General features: G+C 64.4%; 20 protein-coding genes and 1 pseudogene. 13 read left to right on the plus strand and 8 right to left on the minus strand.

What is annotated here, in order from left to right; genetic code table 11:
- Window positions 1–136: 136 nt before the first annotated feature.
- The gene (locus RX329_RS25135; protein ID WP_018454555.1) at window positions 137–577 is read left to right on the plus strand and encodes a DUF1810 domain-containing protein; all 441 of its coding nucleotides are present in this window, start codon (window positions 137–139) and stop codon (window positions 575–577) included.
- Between the two features lie 87 nt (window positions 578–664).
- The gene (locus tag RX329_RS25140; protein WP_085353021.1) at window positions 665–2746 is read left to right on the plus strand and encodes a methyl-accepting chemotaxis protein; all 2082 of its coding nucleotides are present in this window, start codon (window positions 665–667) and stop codon (window positions 2744–2746) included.
- 4 nt (window positions 2747–2750) lie between these two features.
- Here the strand turns inward: RX329_RS25140 and RX329_RS25145 are convergent, their stop codons facing one another.
- Window positions 2751–3341, minus strand: coding sequence for an NADPH-dependent FMN reductase (locus tag RX329_RS25145; protein ID WP_085353019.1), 591 nt, complete (start codon window positions 3339–3341; stop codon window positions 2751–2753).
- A gap of 51 nt (window positions 3342–3392) precedes the next feature.
- On the minus strand, window positions 3393–4088 hold the full coding sequence (locus RX329_RS25150) for an AraC family transcriptional regulator (RefSeq protein ID WP_240544119.1): 696 nt from the start codon (window positions 4086–4088) through the stop codon (window positions 3393–3395).
- A gap of 546 nt (window positions 4089–4634) precedes the next feature.
- Here RX329_RS25150 and RX329_RS25155 point away from each other — a divergent pair.
- The 3 genes and pseudogenes from RX329_RS25155 to RX329_RS25165 all read left to right on the plus strand — a co-directional run bounded on the left by RX329_RS25155 (window position 4635) and on the right by RX329_RS25165 (window position 7219).
- Window positions 4635–5732 carry a DUF2336 domain-containing protein gene (locus RX329_RS25155; RefSeq protein WP_085353018.1) on the plus strand — a complete coding sequence of 366 codons (1098 nt, stop codon included), beginning with the start codon at window positions 4635–4637 and terminating at the stop codon, window positions 5730–5732.
- Window positions 5729–6049, plus strand: coding sequence for a PilZ domain-containing protein (locus tag RX329_RS25160; RefSeq protein ID WP_085353016.1), 321 nt, complete (start codon window positions 5729–5731; stop codon window positions 6047–6049). Before RX329_RS25155 ends, RX329_RS25160 begins: the two co-directional genes overlap by 4 nt.
- A 50-nt stretch (window positions 6050–6099) precedes the next feature.
- A pseudogene (locus RX329_RS25165) lies at window positions 6100–7219 on the plus strand (HD-GYP domain-containing protein).
- 361 nt (window positions 7220–7580) lie between these two features.
- Here RX329_RS25165 and RX329_RS25170 read toward each other — a convergent pair.
- Window positions 7581–8258 (minus strand): nitroreductase, encoded by a 678-nt coding sequence (locus RX329_RS25170; RefSeq protein ID WP_085384034.1) that lies wholly within the window; start codon window positions 8256–8258, stop codon window positions 7581–7583.
- Between the two features lie 127 nt (window positions 8259–8385).
- On the opposite strand from RX329_RS25170, the gene RX329_RS25175 reads away from it, so the two are divergent.
- Complete coding sequence (locus tag RX329_RS25175) at window positions 8386–9348, plus strand: alpha/beta hydrolase (RefSeq protein ID WP_162496293.1); 963 nt, start codon at window positions 8386–8388, stop codon at window positions 9346–9348.
- A gap of 46 nt (window positions 9349–9394) precedes the next feature.
- Here RX329_RS25175 and RX329_RS25180 read toward each other — a convergent pair whose 3' ends face one another.
- A complete protein-coding gene (locus tag RX329_RS25180; RefSeq protein ID WP_085353010.1) occupies window positions 9395–9766 on the minus strand; it encodes a nuclear transport factor 2 family protein in 372 nt (123 codons plus the stop codon).
- 101 nt (window positions 9767–9867) lie between these two features.
- Here RX329_RS25180 and RX329_RS25185 point away from each other — a divergent pair, with 101 nt between their 5' ends.
- Complete coding sequence (locus RX329_RS25185; RefSeq protein WP_085353008.1) at window positions 9868–10431, plus strand: TetR/AcrR family transcriptional regulator; 564 nt, start codon at window positions 9868–9870, stop codon at window positions 10429–10431.
- 15 nt (window positions 10432–10446) lie between these two features.
- Here the strand turns inward: RX329_RS25185 and RX329_RS25190 are convergent, their stop codons facing one another.
- Entirely contained in the window at window positions 10447–10911 is a 465-nt protein-coding gene (locus tag RX329_RS25190; RefSeq protein ID WP_085353007.1) for a cupin domain-containing protein, read from the minus strand.
- Between the two features lie 204 nt (window positions 10912–11115).
- Here RX329_RS25190 and RX329_RS25195 point away from each other — a divergent pair, with 204 nt between their 5' ends.
- Together RX329_RS25195 and RX329_RS25200 are read left to right on the plus strand one after the other, a co-directional pair.
- Window positions 11116–11364 carry a hypothetical protein gene (locus RX329_RS25195; RefSeq protein WP_035962662.1) on the plus strand — a complete coding sequence of 83 codons (249 nt, stop codon included), beginning with the start codon at window positions 11116–11118 and terminating at the stop codon, window positions 11362–11364.
- A 61-nt stretch (window positions 11365–11425) separates the two neighbouring features.
- On the plus strand, window positions 11426–12703 hold the full coding sequence (locus RX329_RS25200) for a type II asparaginase (RefSeq protein ID WP_283807068.1): 1278 nt from the start codon (window positions 11426–11428) through the stop codon (window positions 12701–12703).
- 12 nt (window positions 12704–12715) lie between these two features.
- Here RX329_RS25200 and RX329_RS25205 read toward each other — a convergent pair whose 3' ends face one another.
- Window positions 12716–13591 carry an MBL fold metallo-hydrolase gene (locus RX329_RS25205; protein WP_085353004.1) on the minus strand — a complete coding sequence of 292 codons (876 nt, stop codon included), beginning with the start codon at window positions 13589–13591 and terminating at the stop codon, window positions 12716–12718.
- Window positions 13592–13724: 133 nt separating this feature from the next.
- Between RX329_RS25205 and RX329_RS25210 the strand changes: the two genes are divergently transcribed.
- A complete protein-coding gene (locus RX329_RS25210; RefSeq protein ID WP_085353002.1) occupies window positions 13725–14258 on the plus strand; it encodes an REP-associated tyrosine transposase in 534 nt (177 codons plus the stop codon).
- Between the two features lie 165 nt (window positions 14259–14423).
- Here the strand turns inward: RX329_RS25210 and RX329_RS25215 are convergent, their stop codons facing one another.
- Together RX329_RS25215 and RX329_RS25220 are read right to left on the minus strand one after the other, a co-directional pair.
- Window positions 14424–16046, minus strand: a complete 1623-nt coding sequence (locus tag RX329_RS25215) for an ABC-F family ATP-binding cassette domain-containing protein (protein WP_085384027.1) — start codon at window positions 16044–16046, stop codon at window positions 14424–14426.
- 121 nt (window positions 16047–16167) lie between these two features.
- Window positions 16168–17775: a multicopper oxidase family protein gene (locus RX329_RS25220; RefSeq protein ID WP_085362182.1), complete on the minus strand. Its 1608-nt coding sequence runs from the start codon at window positions 17773–17775 to the stop codon at window positions 16168–16170.
- Window positions 17776–18010: 235 nt separating this feature from the next.
- Here RX329_RS25220 and RX329_RS25225 point away from each other — a divergent pair, with 235 nt between their 5' ends.
- Genes RX329_RS25225 through RX329_RS25235 form a run of 3 tightly spaced genes read left to right on the plus strand, consistent with a single transcriptional unit; the run spans window position 18011 to window position 21929 of the window.
- Window positions 18011–20782, plus strand: a complete 2772-nt coding sequence (locus RX329_RS25225) for a xanthine dehydrogenase family protein molybdopterin-binding subunit (protein ID WP_085384033.1) — start codon at window positions 18011–18013, stop codon at window positions 20780–20782.
- A complete protein-coding gene (locus RX329_RS25230; RefSeq protein WP_007591800.1) occupies window positions 20779–21303 on the plus strand; it encodes a (2Fe-2S)-binding protein in 525 nt (174 codons plus the stop codon). Before RX329_RS25225 ends, RX329_RS25230 begins: the two co-directional genes overlap by 4 nt.
- An 8-nt stretch (window positions 21304–21311) precedes the next feature.
- Window positions 21312–21929 (plus strand): Isoquinoline 1-oxidoreductase subunit, encoded by a 618-nt coding sequence (locus RX329_RS25235; RefSeq protein ID WP_085352997.1) that lies wholly within the window; start codon window positions 21312–21314, stop codon window positions 21927–21929.
- The last annotated feature ends 78 nt before the right edge of the window (window positions 21930–22007 follow it).

Below are 22007 nucleotides of genomic sequence, written 5' to 3' on the forward strand. Positions count from 1 at the left end.
CCAAAATCGACCCCCGAGGGGACCCACCCCCACCCGGAGATTCTCTACCAGCTACCACATTGGGAGCCAAAAGTTAGGCATAATCGCGGCCGGCAAGGGCCCCGGCAAGCCATTCCAGGGTATCCCAAGGTATCTTATGACCGATCCGTTCGATCTAGAGCGCTTTGTCCGGGCCCAGGACCCGGTCTATGGCGACGTCCAGGGGGAGCTGACCCGGGGCCGAAAGCAGAGCCACTGGATGTGGTTCGTCTTCCCGCAGGTCGCCGGTCTCGGCTTCAGCGCCATGTCCCAGCGCTACGCCATCACCTCCCGCGCCGAGGCCCAGGCCTATCTCGCCCACCCCATCCTCGGTCCGCGCCTGATCGAATGCACGCGGCTCGTGCTCGCCGTCGAGGGCCGGACCATCAACGCCATCCTCGGCGCGCCCGATGATGCCAAATTCCGCTCGTCGATGACGCTGTTCGACGCGGTGTCCGATGAGCCCGTTTTCGACGAGGCGCTCGCCCGGTATTTTTCGGACAAGCGCGATCAGGCAACGCTCGATATCCTCGCGGCCCTTGACCGACAGCCCAAGTGACCGCAGCCACCAGCGTAAACCCGGGATTAACATCGCCTGCCTATTGTCCGTGCAAATAATTTCCCGCGCCAGTTGCCGGACAGAATCATGAAAATCGGTACGCTCCTGACCACCGCCATCGTCTCGCTCTCGACAGTGGGCGGCGGCCTCGCCGTCTACGTCGCCGTGACGAAATACCAGACGATGGAACGGATCACCGAAGCGCAGGGGCGGCTGGCGATCGTCCGCGCCGTCAGCGACATCCCGCGCTACCTCAATCCCGAGCGCGGCTTTTCCACCAACATCCTCTACGGCCCTCCCGCGGTCGACCCGGCGCTGCTTGCCGAGCAGGACAAGCTGCGCAAGCAGACCGATGCCGCCCGCGACAGGATGAACGCGCTGCGCAAGGACCTGCCCGGCCCGTTCGATGACGGCAACACCACCGGCGGCAACATCGACGCCATCAATTCGAAGTTCACGGCGCTGCGCGAAGCCATCGACAAGGCGATGGCAGGCCCGCCGGAGGCGCGCAAGGATGCCGCCAAGAAGATCGTCGCCGACAACGCCGTGCTCAACGCCGGCGTGACCGCGCTGCTCAACGAGCAGGTTCGCCGCATGGCGATCCTCAACGGCGATGCCTACCGGCAGGCCAGCTACGCCAACATCGCGATGACATTGCGCGACGTGGGCGGCTTCAACTCCAGCCTGCACAAGAATCTCGTCGGCGGCAAGAAACCGGCGACCGATGCCGAGAAGGCCGAGATCAGCCGCTCGCAGGGCCGCAACGATCAGATCGTGATGTCGCTGCTGGAGTTGCGCGGCAATCCCGCAACGCCGGCGAACGTCGCCGCCGCGCTGGAAAAATTCAACGCGATCTACATCGAAGAGTTCGGCCGCGAGCTCAAGCTGGTGAAGGAGGGTGCGGTCACCGGCAAGTACGAACACGACATGGACACCTATTACACCGCCACGCAGCGCGGCCTCAGCACCATTATCGAGGTCCGCGACGCCTTCTACGACAACGCCGAGCAGATTCTCGCCGGTGCCTCCACTGCGGCCCACACCAGCTTCACCATCGCACTCGCGGGCCTCCTCGCCGTGCTGATCGCCAGCGCCGGCCTCATCGTCACGGTCCGCCGCCGCGTCTGCGCCCCGATCGTCAACCTGACCACGCGGATGTCGCGGCTCGCCGACGGCGAGGTCGCGGAAGAGATTCCCGGCGCCGAACGTTCCGATGAAATCGGCGCGATGGCCGCAGCCGTCCGGGTGTTCAAGGACAACATGATCCGGGCCGACAGCCTCGCGGCGGAGAAGCAGGCCGAGAACGACGGCAAGATGCGCCGCGCACAGGCGCTCGACGGGATCACCCGCGCGTTCGAAGCCAAGGTCACCGAGCTCGTCGGCGGCTTGTCCCGCGCTTCAGCCACCATGGAAAGCACGGCGCAGTCGATGACCTCGACGGCTGCCCAGACCAACAGCCAGGCCGCCGTCGTCGCCGCCGCCTCACAGCAGACATCGAGCAACGTGCAGACGGTCGCGAGCGCCACCGAGGAGCTGACCTCTTCGATTTCGGAGATCGCCCGTCAAGTGGCCCAGTCCACCGAGATCGCGGCCCGCGCCGTCGACAACGCCCGCCGCACCGGCGACACCGCCCGTGCGCTGGCCGAGGGCGCGCAGAAGATCGGCGACGTCGTCACGCTGATCCAGAGCATCGCCGAGCAGACCAATTTGCTGGCGTTGAACGCGACCATCGAGGCCGCCCGCGCCGGCGACGCCGGCCGCGGCTTCGCGGTAGTTGCTGCCGAGGTGAAATCGCTGGCGGGCCAGACCGCCAAGGCCACCACCGAAATCTCCGAGCAGATTTCGGCGATCCAGGCCGCGAGCGACGAGACCGTCACCGCGATCCGCAACGTCGCCGACGTCATCGGCGAGATCGACCAGATCGGCACCGCGATCGCGGCCGCGATCGAGGAACAGGGCTCGGCGACCAAGGAGATCGCCCGCAGCGTCCAGGAAGCCGCGCGCGGCACCCAGGAGGTCAACACCAACATTTCAGGCGTGCAGCGCGCCGCCGACGACACCGGTACGGCCGCGCGGGAGGTGCTGGGCGCAGCCGAGCAGCTCTCGTCCCAGTCACGCGATCTCGCCGGACAGTTCGACCGCTTCCTCGGTGAGGTCAGGTCGGCGTAAGGACTTAGTACGGCGGCGCCTTGCGCGCCCGCTGCGCCTTGGCCGCCTCGATCCACCATGCGAGATCGTCGGCGAAGCGCGGGAACGAGCGTTCCAGCGCTTTGCCGCCCTCGCCGATCGGTTCACCCGCTTCCGACAGCGTCTGTGCGATCGGGCCGACGCCGATGGTGCTCGACACCACCACCATGCCCATCTCCGACAACGTGCCATGCCAGGCGGTCGAGGCACGCGCGCCGGACAGGCGGCCGGCCGAGTAGCTCACGATCGCGGCTGGGCGCCAGAACCACTCCTCGAGGAAGTGGTCGGTAAGATTCTTCAGGCCCGGCTGGATGCCCCAATTGTATTCGCCAGTGACGAAGACGAAACCATCGGCGCCGCGGATCTCTCCGGCGAGCTTCTCCAGCGCCTCGGGTGCGGAGCCCTTGGGGTATTCCTTGTACATGCGATCGAGCATCGGCAGGCCGATCGCCTTGGCGTCGATAAACACGACGTCGTCGCCGCGGGCGCGCAGGCGATCGATGACGAAATTCGCCAGGCGTATGCCCATGCGGTCGGAACGGTAGGAACCGTAGAGGACGAGAATGCGATTGCTCATGGGCAGCAGTCTAGCACGGATCATCAGGCCGGCCCTCAACGTTTTGACGCGCTAAGTTCGCCGTCCGGATTCAAGCGTTTGCGACGGTGTCTCGCCGAACTGGTCGCGATAGCTTCTGGAGAAGTCGCCGAGATGCCAGAAGCCGAACGCCAGCGCGACGGCCTTGACACTATCGGCACCCGCGAGCAGCCGCTGACGCACCAGCCACAGCCGCCGCAGGCGCAAGTAGCGGTGCAGGCTCATTCCACGATAGCGGCGGGCGACGTCGTGCATGGTGCGAACGGACAAGCCGAGTTTGCGCGCGATCTCGTCGCTGTAGATGGGCAGCGAGAGGTCGTCGGAAAGCAGCGCGCGGATGTCCTGAAAGACTTTGAAGTTGCGCTCGTCATTGGGGCGCAGGGTCCATCGCGCGGGAACGATACTTTCGAAAATTGCGTCCACAGCGCCGAGCAGGGTCTCCTTCATGCCGGCCGCCTTCAGCGGCAAGTCGGGCGAGGCGACGGGCTCCGACGCGGCTTCCAAGACTTCCCGGACCACACCGCGAAGCCGGCTCAAGCCCGCAGCGGTCGTTTCGAAGATGTTGAAGCAGAGGGTTGCTTGTGGCCAGCCGCGATCCGTCACCTCCGGCCTGAACACCACCGAGGCGATTTGCCGCTGCACCTCCTCGATGATGGTGTAAGCCGCGCCGCCGCTGCCGATGACGATAACGGGTCGTATACGCCGCGCGCCGTTGAATCGAACGGTCACGTCCAAATCGTCCATCGTGAATCCGATCGCGGTACAATTCTCGACGAGCTGTGCGTCGACGACCCGCGGAAATGCCCGCGTCAAATTCAGGTCGCAGCCGGGTAGCGACAGAATACTCTGCTCGGCCGAAATCCTCCGTACAAAAGGCGTGAACTCGAAGTCGAGCCCTCGTATGGCGTTTCGAAATTCATCGACGTCGGAAGCGAAATACCTTTGGCGCCAGCGTCGGCGGATCATCACTTCTATTCATGGCAATATGAACTTCGCGTCGCAACACACGCGTCCGGCGACGATGCCGGCCCGCTTCTGCGCTCCGTGTGCCTTAAGTCTGAAAGAATCACTTCGAACTATGCCGACCAGTTGGCGAGCGTCGAAGTCCAAGGACAAGGCGGCGCATCAAATCTCGCCAATTTTCGATAGCGTTTTCCGTGTGGCCAGCGGTGCAGATATACCTAGACGAGCAAAATCCAAACTTCAAATTAACGTCTGTCGGGCGGAATAGGTGCAGTTCGATAGTCCAAATTAATTTTAGGTCAGGCCCCTGCCATGATGGCAAATTCGCCTGCTGATATTCTTGCTGAATTGGAAGAGGTGGTCGCAACCTACCCACCGCACCGTTGCGCACGCATTCTCGCCGGCATGGTGCAGTTGCTCACTGGCAGCCGCGGCCAGTGCCGGGAATTGCTCGTCAACGTGGTCGACGGTGTTCTGCTGCGATTGACGGAACGGGTCGAGGCCAGCGCACTGGTTCAGCTCAGCACGGCGCTCGCGGAACTTGACATCGCGCCTCCCGAAACATTGTGGCGTCTCGCCTCGCACGATAGTCCGGACGTGGCATGTCCTGTGTTGCTCAAGTCGCGTGCACTTTCCGCAGCCGATCTCGAGGCTGTCATTGACTCCCGTGGCGAGTGGCATCGACGCGCGATCGCCGCGCGCAGCGACATCGCGCCGACGGTGACTGAGGCGCTGATCAAGCACGGCGGCCCGATCTGCCTTGACCTGATCAAGAACCAGGGAACGAAATTCTCCGACGCAGCCTATGCAGCGCTAATTGCCAAGGCCGACCAGGACGGCGAGATCGCGAAGGCGCTGGTGCTCCGGCCCGGCACGCCCGATCTGGTCGTGCGCAAGCTGCTCTCCGCCCCACCAGCCCGGAAGGCACCCGCCCCGTCCGCCGCAGCGCCGGTGCCGGAAGCGGAGCCGGCTCCGCCAAAGCGGCCTTGCCGGGCCGACTACGCGGGCGCGAGGCCCGAGATCGTCGCCCTCAACCGCATCGGCAAGCTCAACGATTCCACGGTGAACCGCTTTGCGATCCGCGGCGAGACGGCCAATTTATTCACGGCGCTGTCGGTGCTTTCAGGGGCGCCGCTCGAAATTATCGAGCATGTCGCGAGCGATGACGATTGCGAGGGGCTGGTCATGGCGTGTCGGGCGTCGCGGCTAAACTGGCAGACCACCCTTACCATCCTGAGCAACCGCAGCGGAAAAAGGCTCTCCTATTCCGAGCGCGAGCGCGCGCAACGGATCTTCGAGACGCTGCTTCTGTCCACCAGCCAATGGACAGTGCGATGGGGGCAAATAGTAGCAAACGCCAGCACAGGCGACCCGGGAAATCGCAGCCCGAAGATGGGGGTTAGCCGATGAAGTTCGACGGTCGCAAAGCGATGCGCGTAAAAATGGATCACAAGCAGCCTGTCAATCTAATGGGCTCGGACGGCACTTGGCGGCGCAGTTGCGTTTTGCTCGACATATCGCAAAGCGGTGCAAAGATCGAGGTCGAGGGCACGCTCGACGTGCTCCAGGCCAAGGAATTCTTCCTGCTGCTGTCCTCGACGGGGCTCGCCTACCGGCGCTGCGAACTGGTCTGGATCGACGGCACCACGGCCGGCGTGCACTTCGTCACCGCAGACGGCAAGAAGAAACCGGCAGCCGCTGTGCAGGCTGCCGCTCAGAGCAAATAGGCCCAAGGATTCATCAGCCCGATCCAACTCCAGCATGATTCAGGTCAACCTTGCAGAACGCGCGAACTATATCCCGCCCCGTCAAAGGCGACGGCGGCATCCGAGAAGGAAGCGGCACGCCCATTCGTGCATGTGCTGGCTGACTCCTCGGAAAAATTGTCGAGCGTCTGTTCGATTCTCGAGCAACGGTTTGCCGTCGCAGGCGAACGGCTCGACGCAGAAGCCAAGCTGTCCCAGATGCCGTTCGCGATCGTCATCCGTGCGGAATTGCGTGACGTCCACACCATCGCGGCCATCAAGAAACGAGCCATAAAGTTCGCAAAGGCAACGAAGCGCATCTTCCTGGTCGAGCACCCCTCTCACATGAGTATCTCGCAGGCCTACGCGCTCGGGGCCACGCTCGTCCTTCCCGGGACGATCGACAAGATCAAGCTGCTGGCAGCGCTGGCTGATTCCGCCGAAGAGGCGTCTGCTTCCTCAGGTCAGGCGCCGCAGCAGGACAATGCCGTCGAGGCCGCGGCGACGGCGATCGCGTCGATGTTCACTGCCGTCGCGCTCGGCGAGCCCATCGATGTCGACGGCACGAAGGAAGCCGGCCGCAAGATCGCTGATCGCATCACCCAGCATGGCTTGTCCGAGTGGCTCACCACTGTGCGGCGCCACCACGAGGGAACCTACCAGCACTGCCTGCTCGTGACCGGCGTTGCGATCGACTTCGGACTGAGTCTCGGTGTGGGCCGCGCCGATCTCGAGCGGCTGTATTCGGCGGCCATGTTCCACGACCTCGGCAAGGCCCGGATCCCGCTTGCCATCCTCGACAAGCCCGGCCGTCTCGATCCGGCCGAACGTGCCATGATCGAGACTCACCCGATTGCGGGTTACGATTTCCTGAAAGACCACGACAATATCTCACCGGAGATCCTCGATGCCGTGCGGCATCATCACGAATTTCTTGACGGCAGCGGCTATCCGGATGCACTCGGGGCCGAGAGTATTGGCGACATCGTGCGGATTCTCACGATCTCGGACATCTTCGCGGCCCTGATCGAGTATCGGCACTACAAGCCGACGCTGCCACGCAGCGAAGCCTATGACATCCTATGCGGGATGAGCGGAAAGTTGGAGAAGGCGCTGCTGACCGCGTTCAGGCAGGTCGCTCTCACGAGGTAAGCGCAGCAACCCGTCTCGACCCCAGTCTAGTGCGCGGCGCGATGTCTGGTGCGGCGCGGAACGGTCCGGCAGGCGAGCCCTTCGGCCAGCAGCTTCATGTCCTCGTGCCGGCCGCTGCGGATCAGCCGACCGAACTCTTCGGGTGTGAAAGGAAGACTTGGATCATCATCAATCGGACGCCGCACTCGCGGGCCGAAGAACCGTCGAACCAGGCTAGCGAGCCGCCGCATGTCAATTCCCTCGCGCCAGCATCAAACCTTTCAGTCCCCACATTGTTCCTCCCGCGCGATCGAGATTGCAAGAGGCCGCCAAGCGGTCCGCACCAAAAAAATTCGCGAGAGAATAATCTCCTCTGCCTGCGCTACTCGGCGAATCCGACGTAGCGCACGAAATCGTCGTTGCCCTCGCGATCGGAGCGCACCGCGTTCGCGGCAAAGTTGTCGTCGGGATAGCCCATCGCGACGCAGGTCATGATCACCTCTTCCTCCGGAATGTTCGCGACCTCGCGCACGATGTCGGAGCGCATGATTCCCTGCCCGTTGATCACCGAACCGAGCCCGCGGTCCCAGGCCGCGAGCACGATGCCGTAGCAGAGCGCGCCCAGGTCGAAATGGCAGACCGCGCCGGGATCGAGCACGCGGTCATAGGTCAAGACCAGCGAGACCGGCGCGTCGAACTGGCGGAAGCCGCGCAGCACCCAGTCCTGACGCATCGGCTTGTCGTCGCGCGCGATTCCCATCGCGCCGAACAGTTTCTTGGCGACGTCGACTTGCCGCGTCCGGTGCACCCCCTGGTATTCGCCGTGGCTGACGATGTCGCGCTTGACCTTGGCGCCGGCAACCATCTCCTCCATGTTGCGTCGGCGCAGCTGTTCCAGCGGACTGCCTGTGAGCACGTGGACATGCCAGGGCTGGGTGTTCATCGACGACGGCGCACGCTTGGCGGTGTCGATGATCGCCTCGATCACCGCGCGCGGCACCGGCTCGTTCCTGAAGCCGCGCACGCTGCGGCGCGACTGGACCAGCGTTTCGAATTCCACCTCAAGACCTCCCTGCCCGTTCATCTCCGGCATGGCCACCTGAGAGCGGTTGCCGACGCGGCGCGCCATATCTATGCTAACCCGCAAGCAAGACCAAGAACCGTGTGAGGATTCCATGAAAGCCAACATGGCCGTACCGCTCGATCCCGTCATCGCCCAGATCATTCCGCTGCTGCCGATGCGCGATGCCACCACGATGACGCCACAGAGCGCCCGCGATTCCTTGCGCGCACTGGCTGCCTCGCGCGCGGCGATACCGCCGCCACCGGTCGACATCGTCGCGGATATCAAGGTGAAAGGCGGCGCCGGTCCGCTCGATGCACGTGTCTACCGCGTCGGCACCACGCCGGCGCCGACCGTGGTGTTCTTCCATGGTGGCGGCTGGGTCGCAGGCGACCTCGAGACCCACGACCGGCAGGCCCGCAACCTTGCGATCGAGACCGGCGCCGTCGTCGTCTCCGTCGACTATCGCCGCCCGCCCGAAACGCGCTTTCCCGGCGCGTTCGAGGACGCCTTTGCCGCGGTGAGCGACGTGTTTGGCCGCGTCGCGGAATTTGGCGGCGATGCACAACGCCTCGGTGTTGCCGGCGACAGCGCCGGCGGCAATCTCGCCGCCACCACCGCAATCGCCTGCCGCGACGCCGGCATCAAGCTCGCCGCGCAACTCTTGGTCTACCCCGTGACCGACGTCCTCGGCAGTTATGCGGACGCGCGCGAGAACGCACGCTTCCCCTCGCGCGCCGAGAATGCCGAAGGCTACTTCCTCTCGCGTGCTGTGATGGAGTGGTTTTGCGGCCATTATCTCGCCGATCCCTCGCATGCCACCGACTGGCGTGTCTCGCCGCTGCGCGCGACTTCGCTTGGCGGCGTCGCGCCCGCGATCGTCACCACGGCCTGGTTCGATCCTCTGCGCGACGAGGGCGCAGCCTATGCACGGGCGCTGGAAGCCGCCGGCGTGCGGGTGAAGCATCACGAGGGCGCCGGCCTGATCCACGGCTATTTCGGCCTCGGCGACGCCTCCGAGGTGGCGCGAGCCGAAGCACAGCGCGCACGCGCGGACTTCAAGGCGCTTCTCGCGCGCGGCACCTGAGGGCGATGTCCGGAGCAGCAGGATCGACCGCCGCGCCGGCCGGCGTTCAGACCTTCGCAGCGGGCACGTCGAAGAAGCCGGTCGCCTGAACGAGGCGGCCATCGTCGCCGAAGCGGCCGAAACTCTCGCCCGTGACGAACACGCGACCGGCGCCGTCGTACATCGTCCAGCGAAACAGCCCCTGATCATGGTGCTCGAGGAAGCTGTCATTCCTGAAATGCGCGCCAGGAAACTTAAGCTGGGTTTGACCGATGCGCGCCATCAAGGCGTCACGTCCCTCAATCTGCGAGCCCGGATCGGTATACACGCAGTCCGCGGCCACGCTTTGCTCGAGCAGCCGACGCCGCTCGTCCTCATCGATGGGTCCCCACGCCGCCTGATAGATGTTCCAGGTCTTCAGTCGCGCTTCATCGTTCATCTCGCAGATCCTCTCATGGCTTCATGCCGCTTCCCGCAAATTGACAATTATTGATATTTTGTCAATATGGCCGACGTTCCGTTCCGACGCCCGTGAGGCTCATGGCTCGTTCTAGCATTTCGAAAGAGGAGCGTGCCGTCGCGGCTGCGACGGAGGTCTTCTCCCGCTACGGCCATGCCCGCACGACGATGGGTGACATCGCCGCCAAGGCGGGAATGTCGCGGCCGGCGCTCTATTTGCTCTTCCCCGACAAGGATGCCGTGTTCGCGGCGGTGATCCAGCGAATGGACGAGCAGAAGCATCGGGAGATCAGGGCCGCAATCGCGCGCCTCGACGGCCTTCACGCCAGGCTGCTCCACGCCTGTAAATCCTGGGGATCGCATGGCTTCGACCTGATCGAGGCGCATCCCGATTCGGCAGATCTGTTCGACCTGCGTTTCCCGGCAGTCCGGAAGGTCTACGACAACTTCCAGTCTTTGGTCGCCGACCTCATCCGCGATCAGGTGAAGGCCGCTGGGATCGCGGACGAGCCGGAGGTGCTGGCGCGATGCCTGGTGTTCGGCATGCGGGGATTGCGCGAAACCGCCAGGAACGGCAAGGAGATGCGGCGGCTGATCGCCGTTCAGGTCACCATGCTCGTCAGAAGCATCGATGATGGCAGTTGAGCTGCGAAGAGCCGCCTATCTCCCCGCCCGTTGCGCGTCGGTGTGCCCCCATGTTTGGTCCCAATCCTGACCGGCGGCATCGACGACACGGCCGTCGGCTTCGAAGAACTTGTTCGGCACCTGGAAGATCGCCAGGATCAGGGCGCCCTCCGGGCACCAGGCAGCATGCCGGCTGCCCGCCTCGCGCCAGATGAATTCGCCGGCCTTGCAGGCAATCCCCTTGGCCGGCCCCTCGCCGTCGACGAGAGCGCCCTCGATGACATAACTCTGCTCGACGCCGACATGCTCGTGATCGGGCAGCACCGATCCCGGCGCAAAGCGCATCAACGCGGTCATCAGACCGCTGCTGCGATCGAACAGCAGCGTCTTGGCCTCGCAGCCGGGAAAGCGCGTCTTCTGCCATTCCATGTCTTGCGGCCGAACCAGGTGAGAATGCCGGTCAGAAGCGGCATCCGGCATGTTCGCAGTCAGGGTCTCCATCACGATGCTCCCTTCGGCTAAACTCGCCCGAAGCTAGCAGGATCGCCCGTCCCGGTCAGCGAGCAGTGCAGCAGGCCGTCGGTCCCGTCGCACCCGCGGTCGAAAAATCGCCAGGAAGACCGGACGGCGGGCGCTCATCCAGCTTGATTGCGCCACGATTCCCGGCTCCAATCCGCGCGCCATTTCTGGTTTAGGGAGACAATCATGATGAAGCGGATTTTCCTGGCTGCGATCGTTGCCACGTTTGCGGCGGGTTCGGCCTTCGCGGAGGACACCTGCGAAAGCAAGGCCGTCGGCAAGGACGGCAAGGCCCTGGCTGGTGCGGCCAAGACCTCGTTCATGAAGAAGTGCAAGGCCGACGCCTGCGCGCCCAAGGCCGTCAGCGCCGAGGGCAAGCCGCTCGCGGGCGCCGCCAAGAACAGCTTTATGAAGAAGTGCGAAGTCGGCGCCTGACCACTGCGACTCTGGTGCTCATTTAGCGAGCAACGGTTCCACAAACTCGTCATGCCCGGGCTTGTCCCGGGCATCCACGTTTTTCTCTCTGAATAACAGAGGCAAAGACCGTTTGCCTCTTCTCGCACGCGCTGAGCGCGCAGAGCAAAATCGTCGCCACCCTAGACAGAGTGCCTCGGCTAGCGGAACATGCAGCGCTGAGCGAACCGGGGCGTACCAACGAATCTTCCAGCAAAGGGTGGTCGAGATGTTGCAGTTTCGAGTGCGTGATTACACGATGGCGATAATGAGCGTGCTCTTCGCGTTGCTCATCAGTTTTGACGTCGCGAACGCGCGGGGCCCGGGACTGCCCAACGTCATGGTGCTTGCAACCGGCGGCACGATCGCCGGCAGCGGGGCGAGCAGCACCACCGTCGTCGGCTACACCGCCGCCACGGTGGGCATTGAGACGCTCCTGAATGCCGTCCCCGAACTGAAAACGGTCGCCAACGTCAAGGGCGAGCAGGTTTTCCAGATCGCCAGCGAGAACATGAACAATGACTACTGGCTCAAGCTTGCCAAGCGCGTCAACACGCTGCTCGCGCAGGACGACGTCGATGGCATCGTGATCACGCACGGGACCGATACGATCGAGGAAACCAGCTATTTCCTGGACCTCGTCGTCAAGAGCAAGAAACCTGTCGTCGTCGTCGGCGCGATGCGGCCGTCGACGGCGATCAGCGCGGATGGGCCGATCAACCTCTTCAACGCGGTGATCCTCGCGGGCAGCGACGAGGCTGTCGGCAAGGGCGTGCTCGTTGCTCTCAACGATCAGATCAACGCGGCTCGCGATGTCACCAAGAACAACACCTCGACGGCCGACACCTTCCGCACGCCGGAACTCGGCTTTCTCGGCTACATGCAGGGCAACAAGCCGTACTTCTATCGTCAATCGACGCGGCGGCACACGGCAGATTCGGAATTCGACGTCTCTAGCCTCGATGTCCTGCCGCAAGTCGACATCGTCTACGGCTACGCCAACATGAACCGGGTCGCGATCGACGCGTTTGTCGCCGCCGGAGCCAAGGGGATCGTGCATGCCGGCGTCGGTGACGGCAGCCTTGCCCGGCCCGCGGTCGAACCGGCGCTCGACGAGGCCCGCAAGAAGGGCGTCGTGATCGTGCGCAGCAGCCGTGTCGGCAACGGCATCGTCGCACGCAACGGCGAGGCCAAGGACGACGAGCACGACTTCGTCGTCTCGGATACGCTTAATCCTCAAAAGGCGCGTATTCTGCTGATGCTGGCGCTGACCAAGACGACCGACACCAAGGAAATCCAGCGGATGTTCTTCACCTACTAGACCGTCCGGTCCCTACTCCCGCTTGAAACGGTAGTCAAAGGCGGCGCCGAACGGCTTGATCAGCCCGACCGTCGGCGCCGGAAAATGGACAGGCAGGATCAGCGTGTCGGTGTCGGCGACGGAAGCAAAGAACTTTCGCCGCGACACCGCCGACTGCTTCGCATCCCAATCCGGCTTGGCCGACCAGTCCGGCTCGCGGCACTGGATCTGGTGATGCATGAGATCGCCGGCGACCACCGCGCGGCGCCCCTTCGAGAAGATGTTCACGCAGCAATGGCAGGGCGAATGCCCCGGCGTCGGCGTCAGCGTGACGGTGTCGTCGAGCGCGTAATCGTCATCGACCAGCAGCGCTTGGCCTGCCTCGACGATCGGCAGGCAATTGTCGCGAAACACGGTACCAGGCGGGTTGCTGCCCTTGGCGTGCTCGGCCTCCCAGGCCGCATATTCACCCTTGTGGAAGACGTATTTCGCATTCGGGAACGTCGGCACCCAACGACCGTCGCGCAAGCTCGTATTCCAGCCGGTGTGGTCGATATGAAGATGCGTGCAGAACACGTAGTCGATCTGCTCGAAGCCGATGCCGAGCGCGAACAGCTCGTTGCGCCAGCGCGCCTTGCCGGGGAAATCGAACGGCGGCGGATGGCCCTTGTCCTCGCCGGTGCAGGTGTCGACCAGGATGGTGTAGCGCGGCGTGCGCACCACGAAGGTCTGATAGGTGATCACCATCATGCCGCGCGCGGCGTCGAACACCTCCGGCTCCATCGTCGGCAGATGGTGCTTGAACACGCCCTCGTCATAGGCCGGGAAAAAATCCTGCGGCCGCCGCCACGGCCCCTCCCGCTCGATCACCGCGTCGATGGTGATGTCGCCGATGCGCAATTGCTTCATGGCTATTTCGCCCCCGCCTTTTGAAGCAGCGTAGCGAGAGCCCCTGAAACGTGCAAGCAAGCGAATGGATTGCAAATCTCTCGATCCGGCTGTAGCCCGGATGGAGCGAAGCGTAATCCGGGAAGGTGCTCGCGTGGTTCGCTATCGGCGCAATCTTCTCCCAGGTGGGACCTTCTTCTTCACAGTGACGCTGGATGATCGACGATCATCCGCGTTGGTGGATCATGTTCACAAGCTGCGCGGCGCATTTCGTATGACGCGCGCCGACAGGCCATTCACGATCGATGCAATCGTGGTCCTCCCCGATCATCTGCACGTCATCATGACGCTGCCGGACAATGACGCTGATTTTCCCGGCCGATGGCGGCGGATCAAGAGCTCCTTCACGCATCAACTCGCCGCTTCAGGCGCTCCCATCTCCCGCAACCATCGAGGGGAGTTCTCTCTGTGGCAAAGGCGGTTTTGGGAGCACACCATTCGCGACGACGCCGACTTCGAACGCTGCGCCGACTACATCCATTACAATCCAGTCAAACACGGTCTTGTGGCATCACCGATCGACTGGCCGTATTCCTCGCTCCATCGCTACGTCCGCGAAGGCCTGCTTCCGCTTGATTGGGGAGGATCTGGAGAGATTGCTGGCACCTTCGGCGAACGCGAAGACTGACCCGAATTACGCTTACGCTCCATCCGGGCTACAAGATTTCAATGGGCTCCTGTAGCCCGGATGGAGCGAAGCGCAATCCGGGGCCGGACCACCCGCATCGTACGTCTGCCCGCGCCGCTCGAATCCCGGATCACGCTTACGCTCCATCCGGGCTACCGCCGATCACTACGACCGCAATCCCGGCGCTTCCTGCCCCGTGCGCGCGACATATTCGGTGTAGCCACCGCCGAACTGGTGGATGCCCTCGGGCGTCAGCTCCAGCACGCGGTTCGACAGGACGCTGAGAAAATGCCGGTCATGCGAGACGAACAGCATGGTGCCCTCGAAATCCGACAGCGCCGCGATCAGCATCTCCTTGGTGGCGAGGTCGAGATGGTTGGTCGGCTCGTCCAGCACCAGAAAGTTCGGAGGATCGAACAGCATCTTCGCCATCACGAGGCGCGCCTTCTCGCCGCCCGACAGCACGCGGCAGCGCTTCTCGACGTCGTCGCCGGAGAAGCCGAAGCAGCCGGCGAGCGCGCGCAGGGAGCCCTGCCCCGCGGTCGGAAACGCATATTCGAGTGACTCGAACACCGTCTGTTCGCCGTCGAGCAAATCCATCGCATGCTGCGCGAAATAGCCCATCTTGACGCTGCCGCCGACCGCCACGGTGCCGTCGTCCGGCTCGCTCGCACCCGCAACGAGCTTGAGCAGCGTCGATTTGCCGGCGCCGTTGACGCCCATCACGCACCAGCGCTCCCTGCGGCGGATCATGAAATCGAGCCCGTCATAAATCCGCTTGCTGCCGTAGCCCTTGAAAACCTTCTTGAGCGCGACGACGTCCTCGCCGGAGCGCGGCGCCGGCGGAAAGTCGAACGCCACCGTCTGGCGGCGGCGCGGCGGCTCGACCCGCTCGATCTTGTCGAGCTTCTTCACCCGGCTCTGGACCTGAGCCGCATGAGATGCGCGCGCCTTGAACCGCTCGATGAACTTGATCTCCTTGGCGAGCATGGCCTGCTGGCGCTCGAATTGCGCCTGCTGCTGCTTCTCGCTCAGCGCCCGCTGCTGCTCGTAGAACTCGTAATTGCCGGCGTAGGTGGTGAGCGAACCGGAATCGATCTCGACCACCTTCGAAATCACGCGGTTGATGAACTCGCGATCGTGCGAGGTCATCAGCAGCGTGCCTTCGTAATCGTGCAAGAACTTCTCCAGCCAGATCAGGCTTTCGAGATCGAGATGGTTGCTCGGCTCGTCGAGCAGCATGACGTCGGGACGCATCAAGAGGATGCGGGCCAGCGCCACGCGCATCTTCCAGCCGCCGGAGAGCTTGCCGACGTCGCCGTCCATCATCTCCTGGCTGAAGCCGAGGCCGGACAGCGCCTCGCGCGCACGGCCGTCGAGCGCGTAGCCGTCGAGCTCCTCGAACGCGTGCTGCACCTCGCCGTAGCGGGCGATGATCTCGTCCATCTGGTCGGCCTTATCAGGATCGGCCATCGCGGTCTCGAGCTCGTGCAGCTCGGCCGCCACCGCACTCACCGGCCCAGCCCCGTCCATGACCTCGGCCACGGCGCTGCGGCCGGCCATCTCGCCGACGTCCTGGTTGAAATAGCCGATGGTGATGCCGCGATCGGTCGAGACCTGCCCCTCGTCGGGCGGTTCCTCGCCGGCGATCATCCGGAAGAGCGTGGTCTTGCCGGCGCCGTTCGGGCCGACGAGGCCGATCTTCTCGCCCTTGTTGAGGGCGGCGGACGCTTCGATGAACAGGATCTGGTGGCCGGCTTGCTTGCTGACGTTGTCGAGGCGGATCATGGGGTCTTTTTGGGGGATTGTTGCGTTGCAGCGTCATAGGCCATGCGGGCCGCCAGGGGAAGCCCGGCCGGACCCGGATCAGCCCCGCGCGCCGCCGAATTCGCGCAATTCGACCCGCAGCTTAGGCCTTGTAGACCTCCACGGTCTGCATCATGCCCATCTCCTCATGGTTCATCATGTGGCAGTGGAGCATGTAGACGCCGGTGAAATCGATGAAGCGGGAGCGGAACACGACCACGCCGCCCTTGCGCTCCACGATCACGGAATCCCGCCATTCCGGCACCGCCAGCGGCTTGCCATTGGCCGAGATCACCTGGAACGGGTTGGTATGGATGTGGAACACGTGGTCGTCATGCTCATGCGTGTTGACGATGGTCCACTCCTCGACCGCGCCGAGCTTCACCCGCTGATCGATACGGCTGGGGTCGAACTTCTTGCCGTCGACGAAGAACTCGAATTCCTGCCAATGGCCGGCGGCGTCGGCCTCCGGCGCGGTGGCCGACAGCACCACCTTGCGACGGTTGGTGATCTCGGAGTCCTTGATGGTCGCGAGCGGCGCCGGCGGCAAAGCGCGCGGCAGCTTCATGTCCATCGGCGCGCCTGACACCACGACCCGCGCCAGCGGTCCCACCGGCGAAGGATGGCCCTGGTCGTACTGCGCCGCGTTGAAGGCGTAGGTGCCGGGGCTCCCTGCTTTCACCAGAATGTCGGCGCGCTGGCCGGGCGCGATCAGGACCTGCTTGAGCGGCTGCATGGCGCCGAGCTGGATGCCGTCATAGGCGATCGCTTGCAGATCGTGCTTCTCGAGATCGAGCAGCATGTCGTCCTGGTAGGCGGCATTGAGGATGCGCCAGCGCTGCACCTCGCCGGGCCGCATCTCGATCATTGGCCGGCGCTGGCCATTGATGGCGAGAAAGCGCGTCGCGGTCTCGGGAAACAGCGTCTCGAAATTCTCGACCATGCCGTTGGCATCGTAGACCACCTGGGTGAGCACCATGAGGCGTTCGCGGGCGGTCGCGATCTCTGGAACGTCGGCGAAATCGCCCTCGATGACGATCGCGCCGACCATGCCGGAGGACATCTGGATGTCGGCGCTGCCGTGGTGATGCGGGTGATACCAGTAGGTGCCCCTGGTGTGATCGGCCGGCAGGGTGATTTCGATGTTGTAGCTGCGGCCCGGCGCCATCGAGCGCATGACGTTGTCGGAAATTCCGCTCGGGCTGGTATGCGCGCCGTGGAAATGGAAATTGGTGTTGTTGAACTGGTGCGGATGGCTGATGTCGGCCGGCAATCCATCGCGGTTCGGCGGCAGATCGTTGATCATCTTGATGCGCAGCGTGTCGCCGGGCTTCATGCGCAAGGTCGGTCCGGGGCTGCCGCCTTCATAGGATCTGACATAGAGCCGAACGCCGCCGATCTGGCGATAGGCATAGCCGACGCGCAAGGTCGTGCTCAGCACGCCATTGACGGACCGCCGCACCTCGGGCTCGACCAGCGGCTGATCCATGGCGGGAACGGGCGTATCAGCGATCATTCCCATGGTCGGCGACATGTCCGCGGTGTGGGACATGCCCGCATGGTCGTGCGCGGCGTGCTGGGCATTTGCGGCACCTGCGAACAACGACAACGCGCCCGCTTTGAGACCGCAATCCAGCAATTGACGGCGCGACAATGTCGTCGTGCCCATGGTGCTGGTGACTGAAGACGCACCGTTCGGATCCTGCTGCATTTGAATTGCGCCCCCTGTTGCCGGACCGTCTTCCGTTCGATTCGACTTTAAAGCAAGCACCAAACCACAATTCGATCTGCGAGCGCACTACATTCATCGGTTGTAAACCTCCTCACCCGTTCTATCGTCGCATGATGCATCGTGACGGATTCGCACTGGTGCTCGCCTATGCCCTCTGGACATCACATGCTGGCCGCATCCCGATGTTCTCGAAACTCTGTACAAGGATATGATCATGGGGCCTTCGCGACGCGAGTTCGTGAAGTGGTTGTCGGCGGGAGGCATCTCGGTCAGCCTGTCACATCTGGCGTCCGCAGCGGGCGTGCCCTTCGCAGCGCACGAGACGCTGCCTGGACGCGGCAAGTTCAATCCTGCGACAACGGGCGCCGGCCGCGTCGACGGCGTCGCCAAGGTCACGGGCGCAAAGCTTTACGCCTCCGACTTCCGCGCCAACGATCTGGCGGGCTGGCCGCAAGCCACCTCGCACGCCATCCTGGTCCGCGCCAACGACGCCACGCATGTCTACACCGGGCTGGACCTCGGCCGCCTCGGCGGCGCGCTCAAGCCGTCGGTGGTGGTGACTGCCGCCGATCTCGACCGGATCGGGACGCAGGTGCCGGAATTCTATGCGGGCGACCTGTTCTGTCCGATCGGCAAGACGCCGCTTTATCTCGGGCAGCCGGTCGCGCTTTTGATCTTCGAAAAGTTCGACGCCTTCGACCAGGCGCGTCTCGCGCTGCGCGACGGCACGTTCGTCCAATTCGGCGAGGAGACCGGGCCTGTCGTGGTGCCCGATTACGGGGCCTTCCGCTTCACCCGCGTGGCAGGCCCCTCGCCTGACAAACCGGATGTCTATTCGCCGCTCCAGGCCGGCTGGGTCTCGCCCAACAAGGTGCAGAGCGCGGCGCTGCCGGTGTGGTCGCCGCTCGCGAAGGACATGCCGGCGGATTACGCCAAGGCGGCGAAACATGGCGAGCAGATCCGTGCCGAGCTTGCCGCGGATGACGCCTCGATGCTGGTGCTCGACCGCGAGTTCGAGACGCAATCGGTCGACCCGATGTTCCTGGAGCCGGAATGCGGGCTCGCCTGGTACGACGGCAAGGGCGGCAATCTCGAACTGCTGCTTGGCGTCCAGTCACCTTACGAGGCGGCGGAGTCGATCGCGCATCTGTTCGGCAAGGCCCGCGCGCCCTACAAGCCGGCGCACATCAACGCGCAGTTCGCCCACGTCGGCGGCGGCTTCGGTGGCCGCGATCACACGCCCTTCATTCTCTATGTTGCGCTCGCGGCGGTCTGCTTTCCCGGCAAGCCGGTGCGGCTGGCGCATGACCGCTACCAGCAATTTCAGGCCGGCATCAAACGCCACGCGATCAAGATGCGCTCGCGCATCGGCATCGATCGCGCGACCGGCAAGATCAAGGCGTTCGCTGCCGATCACGTGCTTGACGGCGGCGGGCTCGCCCATTTCTCGGCCAGCGTCGCCATCGTCGCAGGCACCGGCGCGATCGGCATCTACGACATTCCGAAGGTCGACGTCAGGACCGTCGCGGTGCACTCGCGCGGCGTGAGCGCGGGCTCGATGCGGGGCTACGGCATCCTGCAAGCCATGACGGCGCTGGAGGTCCTGATCGACGAAGCCGCGTCCGAGCTCAAGCGCGATCCGATCGATTTCCGGCGGCGCAACGCGCTGCCCCAGAACGGCCGGACCATGACGGGCAATCCCTACATCGTCTCGGTGCGCACGCCCGAAATCCTCGACAAGCTCGAGAAGCACCCGATCTGGCAGCAGCGGGCGCAGTTCAAACAGACCTCGTCGGATCGGCTGGTCGGCACCGGCGTTGCCTGCGTGACGAAAGACTATGGCTCCGGTGCGGACGGCTCGCTCGGCCGTGTCGAGCTTGGACCTGACGGCAAGATCGTGATCTTCTGCGATCATGTCGAGATGGGCAACGGCATCGGGACGGCGCTGGCGAACCGGGTCGCAAGCCATCTCGGCGCCATCGCCGACGAGGTCTCGGTCGCCCGCGTCGACAGCTATGACGTGCTCGGGCTGGTCACATCCGGCGATCCCTCCACCATGGACCAGAAGACCCAGGATGCCGCGGAGAAAAACCCCCGCTGGGTGCCCGCGATCAGCTCGCCGACAAGCTCCTCGATCGGCGCCCATGTCGGCACGCATTCCGCCGCGGAAGCCGCCCGCGTCATTTTCCGCTTCGGCCTGTGGCCCGCCGCGCTTGAGCTGTGGCGCATCGCAAAGACCGATCCGCGCGCGGGGCAATGGGCCAGCGCAAGCTGGCAGAACGGCCAGCTCACCATGCCCGGGCTCGAACCGCTCGGCCTCCCTGCGCTCGCGGCGACGGCTCATTCGCGCGGCTTCGTCACCGGCGCGGTTGCGCACAGCTTCTCGCGTTGGGCGTGGTCGCGGGCACGCTTCCCGCTGTCCGGCGAGCAATACCGTGCCGAGATCGACGCGCTGGCGATCCGCAAAGGCAACGGCAAGTTCGAGCGGATCAACCGCACCAGCGTCAAGTTTCCGCCGACCGACAACAACCGGATCGGCACCGCCTACACCTCGATGTGCGGCACGGTCGTCCGCGTCGAGATCGAGCGCGCAACCGGGAGCTTGCGCATCGCCAAGGCCTATAGCGTGCTCGAATGCGGCACCGCGCTAGTGCCCGAGGTGGTGATGGGCCAGGCCCAGGGCGGCTTCGCCATGGGCGTCGGCTACGCGCTGCTTGAAACCCTGCCCCCGTTCGAGGGCGGACCGGGCAACGGCGAATGGAATCTCGGGCGCTATCTGGTCGCACGCGGCTCCGACCTGCCGCTCCGCGATCTCGAGATCGAGATGCTGAAGCCGCTAGTACCAGACGAAGCGCCGAAGGGAATGGCGGAGGTCGTGATGATCCCGATCGTGCCGGCGCTGATCAACGCCATCCACGACGCCACCGGCCATCGCTTCCGCGCGCTGCCGGTCACCGCAAGCCTATTGAAGGGAGTGCTCGCGTGACGACCCTCAGCCTCACCATCAACGGCCAGAAGCACGGTCCGATGGACGTCCGCGACGATCTCTCGATGAATGATTTTCTGCGCGAGATGCTGGGCATGACCGGCACCAAGTTCGGCTGCGGCGCCGCGCAATGCCTGAGCTGCGCCGTCATTGTCGATGCGCCCGACGGCACCAGCACCACCAGCCCGACCTGCGTCGCGCCCGCCGTGAATTTCGACGGCAAGTCGATCCGCACCGTCGAGGGCCACGCCAAGGACGGCGAGCTCTCGACCCTGCAAAAGGCCTTCATCGCGCATTTCGCCTTTCAGTGCGGCTATTGCACCGCCGGTTTCCTCAATGAGGGCCAGGTCTTGCTGGAGCGCCTGTCGCGGACACCGGTCGCGCGCGAGGCGCTGGAGCAGACCATCGCTGACGCGCTCGACGGTCATCTCTGTCGCTGCACCGGCTACGTCAAATATCACGAGGCGGTGCGCGACGTGATCCTCGCCGACTCGAAGCGCTACCTCATGGCCACCAAGTGACACGCATCATGATCTCCGACGTGCGGTTCAAGATGATTGCCGTGGTCGCCGCGCTCGCCGGCAGTCTCGGTGCGGGCTACGCGGCGTCGGAGACGGCAAGCCACGCCCTCGCCTCGCCCGAGAGCTTTGCTTCGATCGGCGACACGGAGAAGCGTTCGGCCGCAATCTTCACCGAGCTCGGCAAGGTGCTGACGCATCCGCGCTGCACCAATTGTCATCCGGCCGGCGACAGGCCGCACCAGGGCGACAGTGCCCGCCTGCATCAGCCGCCGGTCACGCGCGGCGCCGACGGCCACGGGCTCGAGGCGATGCGCTGCAACACCTGCCACCAGAAGGCCAATTTCGAGCCCGGCCGCATGCCCGGCCATCCCGACTGGCATCTGGCCCCGCGCGAGATGGCCTGGGAGGGCAAGACCGTTGGCGAGATCTGCGAGCAGATCAGGGATCCCGCGCGCAATGGCGGCCGCAAGGTGGAAGACCTGATCGACCATATCGGCAAGGACACCCTCGTCGGCTGGGCCTGGAAGCCCGGCTTCGGCCGCTCGCCCGTGCCGGGCACGCAACAGCAGGCCGGCGCGCTGGTGGAGGCCTGGGTGAAGACCGGAGCGGCGTGTCCGGCGCGGTGACGACGTCGAAGCGGTCCGTTCCGCGAACGGAGTTCAGTCGAATTTGTAGTTCATGCCGAGCGTCATCATGTCATGGCG

Origin of the sequence: Bradyrhizobium sp. BWC-3-1, assembly GCF_032917965.1 — a bacterium.
Classification (GTDB): Bacteria; Pseudomonadota; Alphaproteobacteria; order Rhizobiales; family Xanthobacteraceae; genus Bradyrhizobium; species Bradyrhizobium canariense_D.

Bases quoted from the DNA above. Each gene is read 5' to 3' on its own strand.
- RX329_RS25180 (WP_085353010.1), bottom strand. From the start codon at position 9,766: ATGAACGATGAAGCGCGACTGAAGACCTGGAACATCTATCAGGCGGCG.
- RX329_RS25195 (WP_035962662.1), top strand. From the start codon at position 11,116: ATGATGAAGCGGATTTTCCTGGCTGCGATCGTTGCCACGTTTGCGGCG.
- RX329_RS25160 (WP_085353016.1), top strand. From the start codon at position 5,729: ATGAAGTTCGACGGTCGCAAAGCGATGCGCGTAAAAATGGATCACAAG.
- RX329_RS25145 (WP_085353019.1), bottom strand. From the start codon at position 3,341: ATGAGCAATCGCATTCTCGTCCTCTACGGTTCCTACCGTTCCGACCGC.
- RX329_RS25190 (WP_085353007.1), bottom strand. From the start codon at position 10,911: ATGGAGACCCTGACTGCGAACATGCCGGATGCCGCTTCTGACCGGCAT.
- RX329_RS25220 (WP_085362182.1), bottom strand. From the start codon at position 17,775: ATGCAGCAGGATCCGAACGGTGCGTCTTCAGTCACCAGCACCATGGGC.
- RX329_RS25225 (WP_085384033.1), top strand. From the start codon at position 18,011: ATGGGGCCTTCGCGACGCGAGTTCGTGAAGTGGTTGTCGGCGGGAGGC.
- RX329_RS25175 (WP_162496293.1), top strand. From the start codon at position 8,386: ATGGCCGTACCGCTCGATCCCGTCATCGCCCAGATCATTCCGCTGCTG.
- RX329_RS25185 (WP_085353008.1), top strand. From the start codon at position 9,868: ATGGCTCGTTCTAGCATTTCGAAAGAGGAGCGTGCCGTCGCGGCTGCG.
- RX329_RS25215 (WP_085384027.1), bottom strand. From the start codon at position 16,046: ATGATCCGCCTCGACAACGTCAGCAAGCAAGCCGGCCACCAGATCCTG.
- RX329_RS25235 (WP_085352997.1), top strand. From the start codon at position 21,312: ATGATCTCCGACGTGCGGTTCAAGATGATTGCCGTGGTCGCCGCGCTC.
- RX329_RS25140 (WP_085353021.1), top strand. From the start codon at position 665: ATGAAAATCGGTACGCTCCTGACCACCGCCATCGTCTCGCTCTCGACA.
- RX329_RS25135 (WP_018454555.1), top strand. From the start codon at position 137: ATGACCGATCCGTTCGATCTAGAGCGCTTTGTCCGGGCCCAGGACCCG.
- RX329_RS25205 (WP_085353004.1), bottom strand. From the start codon at position 13,591: ATGAAGCAATTGCGCATCGGCGACATCACCATCGACGCGGTGATCGAG.
- RX329_RS25155 (WP_085353018.1), top strand. From the start codon at position 4,635: ATGATGGCAAATTCGCCTGCTGATATTCTTGCTGAATTGGAAGAGGTG.